17 protein-coding genes are annotated in these 17,677 nt (G+C 42.4%); 1 reads left to right on the forward strand and 16 read right to left on the reverse strand.

Annotated elements, in window-relative coordinates; all coding sequences use genetic code 11:
- Positions 1-109: 109 nt before the first annotated feature.
- The 16 genes from ilvN to NQ508_RS07815 form a co-directional block, all read right to left on the reverse strand.
- A complete protein-coding gene (gene ilvN, locus NQ508_RS07740; RefSeq protein ID WP_044920023.1) occupies positions 110-631 on the reverse strand; it encodes an acetolactate synthase small subunit in 522 nt (173 codons plus the stop codon).
- 131 nt (positions 632-762) lie between these two features.
- Positions 763-1,434 (reverse strand): HAD family hydrolase, encoded by a 672-nt coding sequence (locus NQ508_RS07745; RefSeq protein WP_006427588.1) that lies wholly within the window; start codon positions 1,432-1,434, stop codon positions 763-765.
- Positions 1,435-1,528: 94 nt separating this feature from the next.
- The gene (locus NQ508_RS07750) at positions 1,529-2,227 is read right to left on the reverse strand and encodes a TraX family protein (protein ID WP_044920049.1); all 699 of its coding nucleotides are present in this window, start codon (positions 2,225-2,227) and stop codon (positions 1,529-1,531) included.
- A gap of 16 nt (positions 2,228-2,243) precedes the next feature.
- Entirely contained in the window at positions 2,244-4,307 is a 2,064-nt protein-coding gene (locus NQ508_RS07755) for an ABC transporter permease (protein WP_006427590.1), read from the reverse strand.
- A complete protein-coding gene (locus NQ508_RS07760) occupies positions 4,297-5,136 on the reverse strand; it encodes an ABC transporter ATP-binding protein (RefSeq protein WP_130096282.1) in 840 nt (279 codons plus the stop codon). The genes NQ508_RS07755 and NQ508_RS07760 overlap by 11 nt, the downstream gene beginning before the upstream one ends.
- A 96-nt stretch (positions 5,137-5,232) precedes the next feature.
- Positions 5,233-6,252, reverse strand: a complete 1,020-nt coding sequence (locus tag NQ508_RS07765; protein WP_006427592.1) for a sensor histidine kinase — start codon at positions 6,250-6,252, stop codon at positions 5,233-5,235.
- Positions 6,249-6,935 (reverse strand): response regulator transcription factor, encoded by a 687-nt coding sequence (locus NQ508_RS07770; RefSeq protein ID WP_006427593.1) that lies wholly within the window; start codon positions 6,933-6,935, stop codon positions 6,249-6,251. Before NQ508_RS07770 ends, NQ508_RS07765 begins: the two co-directional genes overlap by 4 nt.
- Before the next feature lie 128 nt (positions 6,936-7,063).
- Entirely contained in the window at positions 7,064-8,602 is a 1,539-nt protein-coding gene (gene gpmI, locus NQ508_RS07775) for a 2,3-bisphosphoglycerate-independent phosphoglycerate mutase (RefSeq protein ID WP_006427594.1), read from the reverse strand.
- A 95-nt stretch (positions 8,603-8,697) separates the two neighbouring features.
- Complete coding sequence (gene tpiA, locus NQ508_RS07780; RefSeq protein ID WP_006427595.1) at positions 8,698-9,447, reverse strand: triose-phosphate isomerase; 750 nt, start codon at positions 9,445-9,447, stop codon at positions 8,698-8,700.
- A gap of 19 nt (positions 9,448-9,466) precedes the next feature.
- A complete protein-coding gene (locus NQ508_RS07785) occupies positions 9,467-10,660 on the reverse strand; it encodes a phosphoglycerate kinase (RefSeq protein WP_006427596.1) in 1,194 nt (397 codons plus the stop codon).
- Positions 10,661-10,752: 92 nt separating this feature from the next.
- On the reverse strand, positions 10,753-11,766 hold the full coding sequence (gene gap, locus NQ508_RS07790) for a type I glyceraldehyde-3-phosphate dehydrogenase (RefSeq protein WP_006427597.1): 1,014 nt from the start codon (positions 11,764-11,766) through the stop codon (positions 10,753-10,755).
- Between the two features lie 150 nt (positions 11,767-11,916).
- A complete protein-coding gene (locus NQ508_RS07795) occupies positions 11,917-12,753 on the reverse strand; it encodes a histidinol-phosphatase HisJ family protein (protein ID WP_006427598.1) in 837 nt (278 codons plus the stop codon).
- 47 nt (positions 12,754-12,800) lie between these two features.
- On the reverse strand, positions 12,801-13,886 hold the full coding sequence (gene mnmA, locus NQ508_RS07800) for a tRNA 2-thiouridine(34) synthase MnmA (protein ID WP_055181892.1): 1,086 nt from the start codon (positions 13,884-13,886) through the stop codon (positions 12,801-12,803).
- 15 nt (positions 13,887-13,901) lie between these two features.
- On the reverse strand, positions 13,902-14,345 hold the full coding sequence (gene nifU, locus NQ508_RS07805; RefSeq protein ID WP_006427601.1) for a Fe-S cluster assembly scaffold protein NifU: 444 nt from the start codon (positions 14,343-14,345) through the stop codon (positions 13,902-13,904).
- 77 nt (positions 14,346-14,422) lie between these two features.
- Positions 14,423-15,619, reverse strand: coding sequence for a cysteine desulfurase NifS (nifS, locus tag NQ508_RS07810; RefSeq protein WP_006427602.1), 1,197 nt, complete (start codon positions 15,617-15,619; stop codon positions 14,423-14,425).
- Positions 15,620-15,685: 66 nt separating this feature from the next.
- Positions 15,686-16,150 (reverse strand): RrF2 family transcriptional regulator, encoded by a 465-nt coding sequence (locus NQ508_RS07815; protein ID WP_006427604.1) that lies wholly within the window; start codon positions 16,148-16,150, stop codon positions 15,686-15,688.
- A gap of 205 nt (positions 16,151-16,355) precedes the next feature.
- Here NQ508_RS07815 and NQ508_RS14265 point away from each other — a divergent pair, with 205 nt between their 5' ends.
- Positions 16,356-17,612 carry an oligosaccharide flippase family protein gene (locus NQ508_RS14265; protein WP_242654735.1) on the forward strand — a complete coding sequence of 419 codons (1,257 nt, stop codon included), beginning with the start codon at positions 16,356-16,358 and terminating at the stop codon, positions 17,610-17,612.
- The last annotated feature ends 65 nt before the right edge of the window (positions 17,613-17,677 follow it).

Consider the following 17,677-nt stretch of genomic DNA (forward strand, 5'->3'; position numbering starts at 1 on the left):
AATAAATGATTTTTTATTTTCTTAAACAAGGGGTCGCCCTTCCACCGGGCTCGTCTCTGTTTAATGTCTGATTAAAATGTGTTACTGTTTGTCCATTATAATATATCAATTATAATGTGTTGATGTTTCCTTCCTGATCAATGACTATTACATCCTTGATTCCTCTCTGTAATCCGGTAATACCTGTTCTTGCAAGTTCAAGAATCTCGTAACCTTCCAGAAGTTCCAGAAACGCATCTACTTTTGAACCATTTCCTGTCAGTTCCACCATCAGGGAATCCTTCTCTACATCAACAATCTTCGCGCGGAATATATCCGCCACAGATATGATCTCCGTTCTCTCCGTCTTATTCGCCCGAACCTTCACCATGATCAGTTCACGATATACCGAATCTTCCGGCTGAAGTACTTTGATCTCAATGACATCTTCCAGCTTTCTGACCTGCTTTTCGATTTGCGATAAGATCAGCTCATCTCCGCTGGCCACAATGGTAATTCTGGTAAATCTCGGATCTGCCGTAACTCCGGCAGTTATACTGTCGATACTGTATCCTCGTCTGCTGAACAGTCCGGATACACGGCTTAATACACCGGGATTATTGTCTACCAATAATGAAAATACTCTTTGCATATTGCACCTCTTTTCTATCATTTATAAAAAACAGAGTGCGTTCTGTTTTTTTATAATAACAACTACTTCTTCTTTTGTCAAGTATTGGCACCCATATTTTTACATTTTTCACAAAATGCAGGATTACCGCATTATTTCAGGATGATCCCGGCAATGTCTTCCGGCGTCCCGGCAACGTATACTGCGCCTGCTTTTTCCAGTTCTTCACGGTTGCCGAATCCGTATAATACCCCCATACAGTCAAGCCCTTCCTGCTTTGCCCCAAGCACATCATGTTCACGGTCACCGATCATCAGTATCCTCTTCTTATCCTGCATCCGGCAGGTATCGATCAGATATCCGATCACCTCTGCCTTACTGCCTCTGCCTCCGTCCAGTTCCATACCTGCCACATATTCAAAATATTGATCCAGGTCAAAATGTTCAATGATCCTTCTCGCATATACTTCCGGTTTGGACGTCGCAACAAAAAGTCTTTTTCCTGCTGCCTTCAATGCCTTTAATGATTTTTCAAATCCGGGATACACCGAGCACTCAAAAATCCCCGTATCCTGATAATATTCCCTGTAATACTCCACCGCCTTCCAGCTTTTCTCATCGTCAAATCCATAGAATCTGGCGAACGAATCGGTAAGCGGCGGACCGATGAATTTATATAATTTTTCCCGTTCGGTCTCTTCGATTCCGAATTTCTCCAGCGCATACATCACCGAATTCGTAATTCCCGGTGAAGAATCGATGATCGTGCCATCCAGATCAAAGAAACAGATATCATACATTTTATCAAGCTTTTCTTTTTCCATATTCTCTACCTGCCTGCTTCAAAAAATACCGGAGCTGTCCTTCTGCGTTTTTTCCGCATTCGTCACACCCCCGGTATTATTATAACCGTTCCCTCTATACTTTTGCAAACTGTATCATCCAGAGAAGCAGAAGATGCACCGGATAAAATCCGTAGAAAAACCATTTTTCCCAGCCGTGTGCTGTTTTATCTGCTTTATTATACATACACTGTATAACCACTCCCGATGCTGCCAGCCCGATACAGGCACATGCAGAATGTATGAGCGCACTCTCCAGCCCGCAGTCCGCCCTGTATGACAACACATTCAACAGAAAGAAGAGTCCCACTGCTTTTCCATATGCCAGTGATACTTTTTTCCTGTCCCCATATGCATTTGCAAACAGCATCGTAAATACCGGTGCCAGAAGTGCCCAGTCCGTCCAGAGCGAACAGATTACCAGCACGCACAGCCATAGCATTTTCTCCCCTTTATGTTTTACATGATCTGCAACCCACACCACTCCCAGACATAGAAGAAGGCTGAACATCATGTTCAGGTTCGTCTGTTTCAATGCCAGCATGAAGGGGATCTGTGAAAGGATCCCAAATACAAGCAGCCGCAGTGCATAGTTCTTTACAGATCTTGTGTAATGATATCCTTCCACAAGGAAATAGCACATAGTAATGGCTGTAAAATACCCGATATCAACCATAACTTCCTGCCCTGTACTGCCTTCTTTTAAAAATATATAGGCAAAATGATTACAGAACATAGCTGCCATTGCCAGATATTTTATTGCATTTCTACTCATACTTCCCTCTCCATTTTCATTCTTCGATATTTCTGATAAATCCGACATAGGTCGCTCCAAAATAAACTACATATACGCCAAAGAACAGGGCGAATGAAATTGCAAAATACTGTAACACCGGTGTACTGACTCCTGTATAGAAGTTAAATCCGGCACCCATATACACCGCTACGATCCCGCTGATCACTGCCGAAAGGATTGCCGGACACAGATAATACCCGGACAGCTGACGGAATACGGTCTGTTGGATCTCGCGTCTTCCAAGGCCGATTTTCGAAAGCACCTGGTAGCGGAACCTATATTTTGCCGAATCACTCAGCTGCTGTACCGATAACACCGTCAATGCAATACACAAAAATACCAGCCCGATATACATACATGGGAATGTGATACAACTCATCATATATCTGACCTCAGCCGATGCATTTTCCCGCACAAGATTCACCGCAGCATATGTGACAATGGTATCCGTACCATAACATACATTATCATCGTCTTCTTCCATGTATGTATGACCGGCATAATCATGTTTATCTGACAGATCATCCAGCTTATTCTGCAGGTTATCCGGTACTTTTTTCTTCACACTTACCGCAAGTTCCGAATAGTACGGTGTCATCTGCTGTATCCGTTCATCCGGCACAACGATGATATAATCACCGCCGTTATGTCCGTCCTGCGAAAATGATTCGGTGCAGATCTTCCTGCAGGTCAGTGTCTCTCCTCGGTCCTGAAGCTTCACGTCATCCGTAAAATATCCGGTTTCCTTATACACTCTTTGCTTCATCTGAAGGATATATTCATTTTTTTCAAGCGTTTCCGTGGAATATCCCAGCATTTTTCTCAGATGATTGTAATCACTCAGCCCCATATATGTATCATATCTGCAATACGCATCATCGGAACCTTTACGTATCTTTTTCTCATCCGGTGTTCCGTCTTCTCTGCGGTACTCATCTCCAAAATACCGCAGATGCGTATACATCCATGTATTCATTGTGTTCGTATGATTTTCATAAATACGGTACACGCACGAATCCTTTACACCTGCTTCTTCTCCGACAATATCCAATTCCTTTGCAAAATCATATTCCGGATTCTGACTGTTCACCTGTACATCAAATGGAAATTTCATCTCTAAAACCTGATTCTGCCAGTCCGTAAACATTAATGCAACCGAGCACCCCAGAAATGCGACCATAAAAAGCACCGTAAGTGTTCCCATGGTAAACCGCATCGTTTTCAATTTAGATGCAAACTGACGCAGCAGGAACAGATTCTGCCCCCGGTAGACCGCATTTCCTTTTTTCTTCACATAGCAGATGATCCATGCGGAAAGCCCTATATAAAACACATACATTGTAATAAACAGACCCGTCAGAAATACTGCTGCCCCTCCCGGCGACTGTATATTTCCGCTCAGTATCCAGACACCGAACGCAAAGATGAACAGAATGGAAAACGGCAGTAATAACCGCTTTATTTTTTCATTCTTTTCTTTTAATTCCTCATTCTTCTGATTTTCTCTCATCAGATCATGAATGTTCATCTTGCGGAATTTCCGGCTGCACCGGAACAGTGCCAGCAGATAACATCCTGCAAAGCAGCACACAGTCATAAGGAAACAATATCCATTGAATTCCAGATGGGGTCTTAGTTCCACCTGTATGACACTATAAAGGACAACGAGCAGCACCTGCTGAAGCAACATTCCAAGCCCCAGTCCTATCACAAAGGAACACACACCGAGCAGCAGATTTTCTTTCATATAAAGCCCGGACACTTCCTTTTTATTCATTCCGATCAACAGATAGATACCGAATTCACGGCTCCTTTTTTCCAGCATGAACCGTACCATATAATTGATCAGCCATGCAACGATCAGTACAATAAAGAATGTGGCAATACCGATCATCGCTGCCATTATCGCTGCCATTTCATACATTTTCTGAAGATCCTTAGAAAAAATGATACTGTTAAATGCAAACATCAATGATACCACAAATGTCATCGTCAGCACATACACCAGATAATCTCTGGCGGAACGTCTGACATTGCGCAGTGCAAGCTTACCGAACATCTGACAGTTCACCTCCTGTCAGAGATAATACATCCAGGATCTTATTCAGAAATTCCCGCCTTTCTTCCACTCCTCTTACCAGTTCATGGAATATCTTTCCATCTTTCAGGAAAAGAATACGGCTGCAGTAGCTGGCTGAAAACGCATCATGTGTAACCATGAGGATCGTAGAGTGCATATCACGATTCATCTTGCGGAATGTTTCGAGCAGCATCTGTGCCGCTCTGGAATCCAGCGCACCGGTCGGCTCATCTGCGAGGATCAGTTTCGGACGATGAATCATCGCTCTGGCACAGGCACAACGCTGCTTCTGGCCCCCGGATACCTGATAGGGGAATTTATCCCGGATTTCTTCGATATCAAGCAGCTTCAATATGTGATCACATTTCTCTTGGATCTCTCTTTTACTCTTGCTGTGCAGCGTCATTGCCAGCACAATATTCTCTTCTATCGTAAGTGTATCTAACAAGTTGTAATCCTGAAATATGAATCCAAGATTGTCTTTCCGAAATTCCGCCAGTGCCTCATCACTCAACTCTGTAATATCCGTTTCTCCGTAGTATATATGCCCTGCAGTCACACGGTCAATCGTAGACAGCATATTCAAAAGTGTTGTCTTTCCGGAACCCGATGCTCCCATGATTCCCACAAATTCTCCTTTTTGGACGCAAAAGCTTACCCTGTCTACCGCTTTGGTGATGTTCGTATCACTTCCGTAATATTTTTCCACATCACACACCCGAATCTCTCCATCCGGGATTCTGCCTCCTGCCAGGATTCTGTCTGTTTTTTTCTCTGTTGTCTTGCCATGCTTTCTTATTCTTCTCATCCATATCATCCTTTCCGGTCTTTTTGTAATACTCTTTTTCATCTCTACTTTACCCGTCCGGACCAGAAAGATGTATCGATGTATCTTTCAGTTATCTTACATTTTTGAAAGATAACTGCTGACCGGAAATGTAAGGATCATCTTCGTGCCTTCACCACGGACAGATTCCGCCTCGATGGCAATTCCAAGCTTTTCACACAGCCGTCTGCACAGATAAAGACCCATCCCCGTAGATTTCTTACCATTTCTTCCATTGGAACCGGTAAAACCTTTTTCAAAGATTCTGGACATCTCTTCTTCCCGTATTCCGGTTCCGTTATCTTCTACGATCAGCCGGACACCATGACCGTACCTTTCCGTGTAAATATGAATATACGGATGGACCTTTGGATTCTCACTTTTATATTTCACACTGTTCAGCATAAGCTGGTTCAGTATAAAAAGGATCCACTTTTTATCGGTATACGCAAGATCAGGGCACTCCACTTCCCCGCGCACTCCGTTACTAATTAGATAATACTTATTTTTCATCAAAATTTCAGAAGCCGCCTTCCCAAGGTCTGTCTCTTCGATCATATAGTCTTTGTATACCTTTTCCATTCTAGCATAATACAGAACCATATCTACGTCATTTTCAATCCGTTGATTCTCAAGACCGATCTGTCTGGTCACTTCGTCTTTATGATTCTCACACACAAGCTGGATACTGGTAATCGGTGCTTTGATCTCATGCACCCAGCTTTCGATATAATCCCGATAATCATTCTGTTCATCTTCAAGCATACGGATCCGTTCGATCACAGATTTATTCGATCGTCTGATCAACTCCCGGTAGATCCGATCTTCCAGATATGGTGAAGCTGGCAGCAATTCTCCAAGCAGATATCTCTGATCTACATTTTCCAGAATATGTTCTGCCCTGTCAAAATATTTCTTCCTGCGATAATATCCTGTCACAATCCATATCCCAAGGATGATCCACCAGAAAATGAGAATCAGTGCAGCTGCGTTTCTGTTATACCCTGTAATATAGAAGAACCCCATCAGTAATATCATACACAGGAGGTGCAGCAGACATATCAGAATCTTATCTTTTATATATTCCGAAAATCTCATATGCGGTACCCCATTCCCCGTTTTGTCTCAATGAAATCCGTCACTCCGATGTCAGCCAGTTTTCCTCTGAGTCTTGTAACATTCACACTTAATGTATTGTCATCTATGAAGACTTCATTGTCCCACAGGTATTCGATCATATCCAGTCTCGGAACAATCTCCCCCTTTTTCTGATATAGAAGATGCAGGATCTTCAACTCATTTTTCGTAAGATCTGTCTTTTTTCCTTCATGCTCTATGCAGCCTCCCACAGCATTTAGGATTACACCTTTATATTCCATGTTCAAGGCATTACCCCTTGATTTCTCTGCATTTTTATTGGTAGTTCTTTTTAGTACTACGCCTATTCTTGCCAGCAGAATCGGTGGATTGAACGGTTTTGTGATATAATCATCTGCCCCTTTCAAGATTCCGGTCAGTTCATCCATGGAATCTGTCCGGCTGGTCAGAAATATGATTGGAATATCTGAATGTTCTTTCAGCTTCGTACAGATGTCAAAGCCGCTTTCCCCCGGAAGATTCCAATCCAGAAGTACCAGATCCGGTGCCGGTATCATGCTGCATATCTGCTCTGCCGTATCTTTAAATTCTTCGATTATCTCTGCTTCATAAAAAGCATTTTCCAGGAGCTGTTTTAATTCCTTTCGGATACCCGGATCATCTTCTACAATAACAATCTTCATGTCGTTCTCCTCATGATGTTCCTTTTATAATTATACTGATAAATACAGAACAGATTGTAGAAAATACGCTTTTACATTTTCCACAATCTGTTCATTATAGCATATAACATACGTTGAATATGTTTGTATTATTTCACAAGAAGTGATGTTCCAGTCATCTCAGCCGGCTGTTCCATACCCATCAGTTCGATCAGTGTAGGAGCAATATCTGCCAGGCATCCGTCTTCTTTCAACTTGTATGCAGGATCTGCGTTTACAAGGATGAATGGTACAGGATTGGTTGTATGTGCTGTAAATGGCTCTTTTGTCTCTTCATCGATCATGTACTCTGCATTACCGTGATCTGCACAGATGAACATCTGTCCGTCAGCTTCTTTTAATGCTTCGTAAGCCTTTCCTACACACTCGTCAACTGCTTCAATGGCTTTTACAGCAGCCTCGATCACACCAGTATGACCTACCATGTCAGGGTTGGCAAAGTTAATTACGATAACATCATACTTATCAGACTTGATTGCTGCAACGAGCTTGTCACATACTTCATATGCACTCATCTCTGGCTTCAAATCATAAGTAGCAACCTTAGGAGATTTTACAAGAATTCTATCTTCTCCTTCATTTGGTTCCTCTACGCCGCCATTGAAGAAGAATGTTACGTGAGCATACTTCTCTGTCTCAGCGATACGTGCCTGTTTCTTGCCGTTCTTTGCAAGGAACTCACCAAATGTATTAGTGATTTCTTCTTTCACAAATGCGACCTGTTTATTTTCGATTGTAGCATCGTATTCTGTAAAGCATACAAATGTTGTCTTAATTCTGTCTCCTCTGTCAAATCCGTCAAAGCTGTCGTCACAGAATGTTCTTGTGAGCTCTCTTGCTCTGTCCGGGCGGAAGTTGAAGAATACTACGGAATCATTTTCTTTGATCGTTGCAACCGGTGCGCCGTCCTTTGTTACTACAAATGGTACAACGAACTCATCCGTTACATCTGCATCATAAGAAGCCTGGATTCCCTCTGTAGCAGAAGCAGCTGTCTCGCCTTCGCCTGCTGAAAGTGCCTTGTAAGCCTTTTCTACACGATCCCAGCGGTTATCACGGTCCATTGCATAATAACGTCCGGAAACACTTGCAACCTCTCCTACGCCGATTTCTTTCATCTTAGCTTCTAACTGCTCTACATACTCTTTTCCTGAAGCCGGTGGTGTATCACGACCGTCAAGGAAGCAGTGTACGTATACTTTCTCAAGTCCCTGTCTCTTAGCCAGTTCCAGAAGGCCGAAAATATGTCCGATGTGGCTGTGAACACCACCGTCAGATACCAGCCCCATCAGGTGCAGTGCAGAATCATTCTTCTTGGCATTCTCACATGCAGCCAGAAGTGCTTTATTCTCGAAGAATACACCATCTTCAATTGCCTTTGTGATCTTTGTCAGTTCCTGATAAATGATACGTCCGGCACCCATGTTCATATGACCAACTTCTGAGTTACCCATCTGTCCGTCCGGAAGTCCTACTGCAAGTCCGCTGGCATTTCCTTTTACACATGGATATTCTGACATCAGTTTATCCATAACAGGTGTTTTTGCCATAGCAATTGCATTACCTTCTGTCTTTTCATTCAGTCCATAACCGTCTAAGATCATAAGTACTGTTGGTTTCTTACTCATTTTTAATATCACCTTTCGTCTTAAATATCACTTTTACAGCATAAAACCGCAGGAAGCAGTCAAACGAAAGCCTCCTGCGGCTGATTTTCTAAATCTTATTTGTAGTTTACGATCTTTCCGAAATCAGCTTTCAGAGATGCTCCACCTACAAGTCCGCCGTCGATATCAGCCTGAGCGAATAACTCTGCTGCATTTCCAGCGTTTACAGATCCGCCGTACTGGATACGGATAGCTTCTGCTGTAGCTTCATCATATACTTCAGCGATGCATGCACGAATACCAGCGCAAACTTCTTCAGCCTGCTCTGTAGTAGCTGTCTTACCTGTTCCGATAGCCCAGATTGGCTCGTAAGCGATCACTGCTGTCTTAGCCTGATCAGCTGTTACATTCTGGAATCCAACTTTAACCTGCTGACGGATGAAGTCCATTGTTACACCCTGTTCTCTCTGCTCCAGAGTCTCTCCACAGCACATGATTGGTGTAATACCATGCTCGAAAGCTTTCAGCATTTTCTTATTTACTGTCTCGTTTGTCTCTGCAAAGTATTCTCTTCTTTCAGAGTGTCCAAGAACAACGTATTTTACTCCTGCATCTGTAAGCATAGCCGGAGAGATTTCTCCTGTATATGCTCCGCTTTCTTCAAAATACATATTCTCAGCACCAACCTGGATATTTGTTCCCTTTACAGCCTCTGCTACAGGGATAATGTCGATTGCAGGTACGCAGAATACTACGTCTACATCTTCATTAGCTACTAATGGTTTTAATTCTTCAACTAAAGCTACTGCTTCACTTGGAGTTTTGTTCATTTTCCAGTTTCCGGCTACGATTTTCTTTCTTGCCATCTTTCCAAATCTCCTTATTCTATTTATCGTTAGCTGCTGCTACACCCGGGAGTTCTTTTCCTTCAAGGAATTCAAGAGAAGCTCCACCACCTGTTGAAATGTGTGTCATCTTATCTCCATATCCCAGCTGGTTAACTGCTGCTGCAGAATCTCCTCCGCCGATGATTGTCACAGCGTCTGTGTCTGCAAGTGCTTTTGCAACTGTTTCTGTTCCTTTTGCAAATTTAGGCATCTCGAAGCATCCCATTGGTCCGTTCCATACAACTGTCTTAGCATCTTTTACTGCATCGCTGAAGATCTTAGCTGTCTCTGGTCCGATGTCGAGTCCTTCCCATCCTTCCGGGATCTCTCCAGCTTTTACTACCTGAGTATTTGCATCATTAGAGAAATCATCTCCGACAACGTTATCTACAGGAAGAAGAAGTTTTACACCTTTGGCTTTTGCTTTTTCGATCATGTCAAGTGCATACTGGCAGTAATCTTCTTCCAGAAGGGATTTTCCGACTGTTCCGCCCTGTGCTTTTGCGAATGTATATGCCATTCCTCCACCGATGATCAGAGTATCTACTTTGTCAAGAAGGTTCTCAATTACAGAAATCTTGCTTGAAACTTTTGCTCCGCCAAGGATTGCTACGAATGGTCTTTCCGGATTGTTGACTGCATTTCCAAGGAAATCAATTTCTTTCTGCATAAGGTATCCAACAACTGCTGTATCTACGTATTTTGTAACTCCTACGTTAGAGCAGTGTGCGCGGTGTGCTGTTCCGAATGCATCGTTAACAAATACGTCGCAAAGAGAAGCGAGATCTTTACTGAATGCATCTTCATTCTTTGTCTCTTCTGCTCTGTAACGTGTGTTTTCAAGGAGGATAACATCTCCATCTTTCATCTCAGCTACTGCTGCTTTCGCATTTGGTCCAACAACTTCCGGATCAGCTGCAAATTTTACTTCCTGTCCAAGGAGTTCTGAAAGGCGAACTGCTACAGGAGCAAGAGATAATTCTGGAACCGGCTGTCCCTTTGGCTTTCCAAGATGAGAGCAAAGGATAACCTTTCCGCCATCAGCGATTAATTTTTTGATTGTAGGAAGTGCTGCAACAAGACGATTCTCGTCTGTAATCTTTCCATCGATAAGCGGAACGTTGAAGTCACATCTTACAAGTACTTTTTTCCCTTTTACGTTAATGTCATCTACAGATTTTTTATTAAGCATAGTACTGCCTCCTGGTTATATATTTTATAACTGCAAAAAGGGTCCGGCCCAATAAGACCGGACCCTTTGTGAGTCTTAATTCATGCTCTAAATTATGCTAATTCAGAGAAGTATTTGATTGTTCTTACCATCTGGCTTGTGTATGAGTTCTCATTGTCATACCAAGAAACAACCTGAACTTCTGTAGTTCCGTTTTCCAGTGGAAGTACCATTGTCTGAGTAGCATCGAATAATGAACCATATCTCATTCCAACGATATCGCTAGATACGATTTCATCTGTGTTGTATCCGAAGGACTCTGTAGAAGCGGCTTTCATAGCTGCGTTGATTTCATCAACTGTTACATGTCCTTTTACAACTGCTGTAAGGATTGTTGTAGATCCTGTAGGTGTTGGTACACGCTGAGCAGATCCGATTAACTTTCCGTTCAGTTCTGGGATAACAAGTCCGATTGCTTTTGCAGCACCTGTGCTGTTAGGTACGATGTTAACTGCAGCTGCACGAGATCTTCTGAGGTCACCTTTTCTCTGTGGTCCGTCAAGAGTCATCTGATCTCCTGTGTAAGCGTGAATTGTGCACATGATACCAGACTCGATTGGTGCAAGATCGTTAAGAGCTTTTGCCATTGGAGCCAGGCAGTTTGTTGTACAAGAAGCTGCAGAAATTACTGTATCTTCTGGTTTCAGTGTTTCGTGGTTTACGTTATATACGATAGTTGGCAGGTCGTTTCCAGCTGGTGCGGAAATAACAACTTTTCTTGCTCCTGCTTTGATATGAGCAGATGCTTTTTCTTTAGATGTATAGAATCCTGTACACTCCAGAACTACGTCTACACCAATCTCTCCCCAAGGAAGTTCTTCAGCGTTAGCTTTAGCATAGATTTTGATTTCTTTTCCATCAACGATGATAGAATCATCTGTTGCTTTTACAGTATCAGCTAAAGCGTATTTTCCCTGTGAAGAATCATATTTTAACAGGTGTGCAAGCATCTTAGGAGATGTTAAGTCGTTGATTGCTACAACTTCATATCCTTCTGCTCCGAACATCTGTCTGAATGCAAGACGTCCAATACGTCCAAATCCATTAATCGCTACTTTTACTGCCATGATTAATTCCTCCTAAAGTTTGTTTATTAACTACTTATGCAGTCTACATTGTGAAATCTTTCTCAAGCCCTTTAGAAGCTCTATCAAGACCTCTCAACTGCTAATAATTGTACTTTATCTGATACAAAATTTCAAGAGGTTTTCCTATTTTTATATAAGTTGCTTAAAAACAGGCTTTTGTTCAAAAAATTCTGTATAATATTTAAAGCCGCAGGACTTCAAAATTTCTTCTGCCTTTGCAAAATCATACGCAATATGCTCCGGTTTATGTGCATCGGCTCCAATCGTAATGATCTCACCGCCAAGCTCACGATAACGCTTCAATACATCCGGATGTGGATGTGCGAACGGAAGGCCATACTTCAATCCGGCCGAATTCACTTCCAGACCCTTTTCCTTCTCAATCAATAGTTTCAAAATCTCGTCTATAATATCCGCATAATCTGTATACGAATATTCTTTTTCCCTTGATTTTCCATATCTTACAACATAATCCAGATGACCAAGTGTCTGAAAGCAGTCCGAAGTTCTCACATTTTCCAGCGTTGTCTCCATCATCAGACGGTACGCCTCTTTGTCGGTACGGTCTGTAAAAAGCTTTTCTGCCGCAGGATCAGTATATAATATGTTCCCTTCCGCATCTTTCTTATACGGAACATTGTGAACCGATCCAATCACGAAATCAAACGGATATTTCTTCGTCAGTTCTTCATAATAATCTTTCAGATATGTCCTAAATCCCAGTTCTATTCCAATCCTGATATTCAGTTTTCCTGCATATTCTTCCTGAAGTTTCTGCATTTCCACAAAATAAGCATCCACATCAAAGATACCTTCTTCTCCCCATTCCAGATCATCCTTGTCAAAATGATCCGTAAAGCAAATGGTTTTCAACCCTTTTCTGACTGCCTCATCCGCCATATCGCGTGGACAGGCTTCGGAATCCGTTGAAAACCATGTGTGCATATGCATATCCGCCTGTATCATAACTTATTCCTCTTTATTTTGTATTTTATCAATATTCTTTATGTTTCCTACTTATCCGCAATGATCGTTCCGCCGCCAAGTACGTATTCTCCGTCATATAATACGACAGCCTGTCCCGGTGTGATCGCTCTCTGCGGCTCTTCAAATGTACAGAGGATCTCATCTTCTCCCGTCTTTTCAACGGTACACCATGCACCTCTGTGATTATAACGAATCTTCGCCCACACTCTTTTCGGCTCTGTCAGATCTTCTACCGTCATGAAATTCACCTGATCTGCGCGCACATAACGGGACATAGATTCCTCATTTGATCCCACTACAACTTCATTGGTTTCCGGGCGGATCTCCAATACGAACACCGGATGTCCGAGAGACAGTCCCAGACCTTTTCTCTGTCCCACCGTATAATGAATGATTCCTTTATGTTTTCCGACAACCGTTCCATCCGAAAGCACGAAATTGCCCGGCGTAATCTTTGCATCTGAATTTTCTTCGATATAAGACGCATAATCTCCATCTGACACAAAGCAGATATCCTGACTGTCCGGCTTATGTGCAACAAGAAGGCCTATTTCATCTGCCATTGCACGGATCTGATCTTTTGTATATTCTCCAACCGGCATCAGTGTCTTCGAAAGCTGATCCTGTGTAAGGTTATAAAGTGCATATGTCTGATCTTTTGCCGCAGTCGCAGAATTACGAATTGCATATCTTCCATTCGACAGCTTCTCTACCCTGGCATAATGTCCCGTTGCTATATACTCCGCACCAATATCAAGGCTTCGCTTTAACAATGATTCCCATTTCACATATCGGTTACAGGCGATACACGGGTTCGGCGTTCTGCCATGCAGATAATCATCGATAAAATAATCAATGACATTTTCTTTAAATTCTTTTTTAAAATTCATGACATAATACGGAATATCCAGCGCTGCTGCCACTCTTCTGGCATCATCCACTGCACTGAGTCCACAACAGCCGCCATGTTCTTCCATCGCGGCTTCTTCTTCATCCTGCCAGATCTGCATCGTGACTCCTATTACATCATATCCCTGATTTTTTAAAAGCCAGGCTGCCACGGAGGAGTCAACCCCTCCGGACATCCCGACTACAACTTTTTTCTTTTCCATATAAAGTTCTCCGGCTTAATATTCTTCCTCTTCCGCCTCTTCACCTTCGTGAATATCAGACTTCGGTTTCTTGAGTCCTTCAATCTTGATATCATGCTTTTCTGCATAATCCCATAAAGCTGCGTGGATTGCTTCCTCTGCAAGCAGTGAGCAGTGCACTTTTACCGGCGGAAGTCCATCCAGAGCTTCCATAACTGCTTTATTCGTAACTTCCATAGCTTCCTGGATTGTCTTTCCTTTTACCATCTCTGTTGCCATACTGCTTGTTGCAACTGCGGCACCACATCCGAATGTTTTAAATTTTACATCACGGATGATCTGATTGTCGTCGATATCAAGGTAAATTCTCATGATATCTCCACATTTTGCATTTCCTACGGTTCCAACGCCACTGGCATTTTCAATTTCTCCTACATTTCTTGGATGTTCAAAATGATCCATTACTTTTTCTGAATACATATCTAAATTACTCCTTTTGTCTTTTTATCTAAATGTTTTGACTGTTTTGTCCGAATGTGTTCTGTACACAATCTGAATTATTTCTCGCCCTGTTTTTTCTGTTTTTTAATGAAGTCTTCATACAGAGGAGACATTTCTCTTAAGTGCGCAACGATCTCTTTCAGATTGTCTACAACATAATCGATATCTTCTTTTTCAATTTCTTCGTTCAATGTCAGTCTTAATGATCCGTGAGCGATCTCATGAGGCAGACCGATGGCAAGCAGAACGTGTGATGGGTCTAATGATCCGGATGTGCATGCAGATCCGCTTGATCCACAGATTCCTTTCATGTCAAGTTTGATCAGAAGCGACTCACCTTCTACGAACTGGAAGCTGAAGTTTGCATTATTTGGAAGACGGTCTGTTCTGTGTCCGTTCAGACGACAGTATGGAATTTCATTCAGCACTCTGTCGATCAGATAGTCTCTGACTTCTCTTTCTTTTGCTGTTCTTTCTTCCATGCTGGCTGCTGCACGTTTTGCTGCTGTTCCGATTCCTACGATTCCAGGAACATTCTCTGTACCTGCACGACGCTTTCTCTCCTGTGCTCCACCATGGATAAACGAACGGATCTTTACGCCCGTACGGATGTACATGATTCCGATTCCCTTTGGTCCGTTGAACTTGTGTCCGCTGGCGCTTAACATATCAATATGGCATTCGTCTACATTGATCGGAAGCTGTCCGAAAGCCTGTACTGCATCGGTATGGAACAGAATGCCATGTTCATGAGCGATCTCACCGATTTCCTTGATTGGCTGGATGGTACCGATCTCGTTATTTGCAAACATAACAGAGATCAGGATAGTTGTCGGACGGATCGCTGCCCTTAAGTCATCCAGTTTTACTTTTCCGTCTTCATCTACATCAAGGTATGTTACCTCAAATCCTCTTTTTTCAAGATACTCTGCTGTATGAAGAATCGCATGATGCTCGATCTTTGTTGTAATGATATGGTTACCTTTGTTCGCATAAGCTTCGGCTGTACATTTTAAAGCCCAGTTATCAGATTCAGATCCACCGCCTGTAAAATAGATCTCATTTGATTTTGCACCGATCATTTCAGCGATTGCATCTCTCTGCTGGTTGATCACTTCTTTGTTTGCAGCGGCAAAGCTGTAAACACTGGATGGATTTCCGAATTTTTCTGTAAAATACGGAAGCATTGCTTCTACAACTTCCGGTGCTGTCTTTGTTGTTGCTGCATTATCAAGATATAATAATTTACTCATTTTATCTCCTCCATTTTCTTTGTATATTCTGTAATGTTTTTGTTTATCAGAATTTTTGTCTGCCGATTACTGGCTGCACTTTGGATTTTCACATTCTCCGTCCGGATTAATGCTTTTACTCTCCTGTATCAGCTCATCCAGCATGATCTGATTCACCGTATCATTAATACTGTCATTAATCTTCTGCCATACATACTTTGTCACGCATCCGTCCGATGCCATGCAGCCTTCTCCTGTTGTAGTATCAAATGCCGCACATTTGACCGGCTCCAGACTTCCCTCCAGTGCTCTTAAGATATCTCCGACAGAGATTTCCGACGGTTTTTTCGCCAGTACATATCCGCCAGAGGCTCCACGAATACTTTTCACCAGCCCTGCCTTTTTCAGAAGTGCAACAAGCTGTTCCAGATAGCGTTCTGAAATTTCCTGTCTTGCGGCCACGCTGCCGATCGACACCGGTTCTTTCTCACTATATCTGGCCAGATCTATCATGGCACGCAGTCCATATCTACCCTTCGTGGAAAGTTTCATCTTATCACCTCTTTTTAATCCCCAGTATTTTACTAGGATTTTTACTCCTGTAGAATATCACTGCTTTTTAGTTCTGTCAAGCACTATTCTCGAATAACTTATAAAGATACAATTCTCATATATAAAGGAGCCGATTATGTCCGGAAAGCGCGCTCTCATCCGTGGAACAGCTATTTTGACCATTACAAGTTTTGTCACCCGTTTTATGGGATTTTTCTATCGCATTTTTTTGGGTCATACCTTTGGCGAAGAAAATGTAGGCCTTTATCAACTTGTATTTCCTGTATATGCCCTTGGCATCTCTTTTTCCTGTGCCGGAACCGAACTTGCTCTTTCCCGCTGCGTTGCACAGGAAAATGCTGCAGGCCATCCGGAAAAAGCAAAAGAATTATTAAAAACCGGCCTGATATTTACATTTGTTCTTTCCTGTATTCTGACCATTTTTTTACAGCACAATGCACATATGACCGCCATCTCTTTTCTCCATGATTCCAGATGCGAAGAACTGCTGATTTTATTGTCCTATACGTTTCCTTTTGCTTCAATCCACAGCTGCATCTGCGGCTATTCGCTTGGCTTAAAGCAGACAAAAATTCCTGCTGTTTCCCAACTTTTTGAACAGACATTCCGTATTTTATTCGTGTTTCTTTTCTGTTATTACCGCACCAGCCATCAGCTGGATCTTTCCATCTCTTTTGCCGTTGTTGGTCTTGCTATGGGGGAGATCTTTGCATCTTGCTATTGCCTGTACTCTATACACCACACAGCTTCGAAACAAGTGCAGAATTTGCTTTCTGCAAGTACTTTCTGCATCCATCTTTCCAGGCTTTTCAGACACGCCTTTCCTCTTACTGCCAGCCGGGTATTATTGAACATTCTGCAAAGTATAGAAGCCGTATCCATCCCCGTTTTTCTTCAGTATTCCGGAATGTCTTCTTCTCTGTCTTTGCAGGTATATGGAGTTCTGACCGGTATGGCACTTCCTTGTATTCTGTTTCCTTCTGCTATTACCAACGCTGTATCCTCCATGCTTCTTCCTACAGTGGCCGAAATTCAGGAAATGAAAGAGAAGCGCAGACTTCAGGCTATCATTTCAAAAATCGCTTGTTCCTGCATATTTCTTGGATGTTTCTGTTGTATTTTCCTGCTAATATCCGGGAAATGGATTGGAATCTTTCTGTTCAAAAGTCCGCTTGCGGGTAGTTTTATTCTCACGCTTTCCTGGATTTGTCCGTTTTTATACACTAACACGGTTCTTCTTGGCATGATCAATGGTTTGGGAAAAACTACTTTTTCTTTTATTATCAACTTTTTAAGTCTTTGCATACGGATTGCAGGTGTATGTCTTTTTATACCTATATGGGGCATAAACGGATATCTTACAGGTCTGCTGATCAGCCAGATCTTTTTGTTTTTATGCTGTATACTTCGTCTCGTAATCTACATAAAGAATTTTTCATAAAAAGATCGACACACAGTATGTTTGAAACATTTCATACTATGTGTCGATCTTTATCGCCATGCGTT

The sequence above is a fragment of the Dorea longicatena genome (genome assembly GCF_025150085.1).
In the GTDB taxonomy this organism is placed as follows: domain Bacteria; phylum Bacillota; class Clostridia; order Lachnospirales; family Lachnospiraceae; genus Dorea_A; species Dorea_A longicatena.

What these genes read in the sequence shown, in the direction of transcription:
- NQ508_RS07755 (WP_006427590.1), bottom strand. Translation starts at nt 4,307, where the DNA reads ATGTTCGGTAAGCTTGCACTGCGCAATGTCAGACGTTCCGCCAGAGAT.
- NQ508_RS07745 (WP_006427588.1), bottom strand. Translation starts at nt 1,434, where the DNA reads ATGGAAAAAGAAAAGCTTGATAAAATGTATGATATCTGTTTCTTTGAT.
- NQ508_RS07815 (WP_006427604.1), bottom strand. Translation starts at nt 16,150, where the DNA reads ATGAAACTTTCCACGAAGGGTAGATATGGACTGCGTGCCATGATAGAT.
- NQ508_RS07760 (WP_130096282.1), bottom strand. Translation starts at nt 5,136, where the DNA reads ATGAGAAGAATAAGAAAGCATGGCAAGACAACAGAGAAAAAAACAGAC.
- tpiA (WP_006427595.1), bottom strand. Translation starts at nt 9,447, where the DNA reads ATGGCAAGAAAGAAAATCGTAGCCGGAAACTGGAAAATGAACAAAACT.
- NQ508_RS07770 (WP_006427593.1), bottom strand. Translation starts at nt 6,935, where the DNA reads ATGAAGATTGTTATTGTAGAAGATGATCCGGGTATCCGAAAGGAATTA.
- NQ508_RS07750 (WP_044920049.1), bottom strand. Translation starts at nt 2,227, where the DNA reads ATGAGTAGAAATGCAATAAAATATCTGGCAATGGCAGCTATGTTCTGT.
- gpmI (WP_006427594.1), bottom strand. Translation starts at nt 8,602, where the DNA reads ATGAGTAAGAAACCAACAGTACTTATGATCTTAGACGGTTATGGACTG.
- NQ508_RS07765 (WP_006427592.1), bottom strand. Translation starts at nt 6,252, where the DNA reads ATGAGATTTTCGGAATATATAAAAGATAAGATTCTGATATGTCTGCTG.
- nifU (WP_006427601.1), bottom strand. Translation starts at nt 14,345, where the DNA reads ATGTATTCAGAAAAAGTAATGGATCATTTTGAACATCCAAGAAATGTA.
- NQ508_RS07795 (WP_006427598.1), bottom strand. Translation starts at nt 12,753, where the DNA reads ATGATACAGGCGGATATGCATATGCACACATGGTTTTCAACGGATTCC.
- NQ508_RS14265 (WP_242654735.1), top strand. Translation starts at nt 16,356, where the DNA reads ATGGGATTTTTCTATCGCATTTTTTTGGGTCATACCTTTGGCGAAGAA.
- mnmA (WP_055181892.1), bottom strand. Translation starts at nt 13,886, where the DNA reads ATGGAAAAGAAAAAAGTTGTAGTCGGGATGTCCGGAGGGGTTGACTCC.
- nifS (WP_006427602.1), bottom strand. Translation starts at nt 15,619, where the DNA reads ATGAGTAAATTATTATATCTTGATAATGCAGCAACAACAAAGACAGCA.
- ilvN (WP_044920023.1), bottom strand. Translation starts at nt 631, where the DNA reads ATGCAAAGAGTATTTTCATTATTGGTAGACAATAATCCCGGTGTATTA.
- gap (WP_006427597.1), bottom strand. Translation starts at nt 11,766, where the DNA reads ATGGCAGTAAAAGTAGCGATTAATGGATTTGGACGTATTGGACGTCTT.
- NQ508_RS07785 (WP_006427596.1), bottom strand. Translation starts at nt 10,660, where the DNA reads ATGCTTAATAAAAAATCTGTAGATGACATTAACGTAAAAGGGAAAAAA.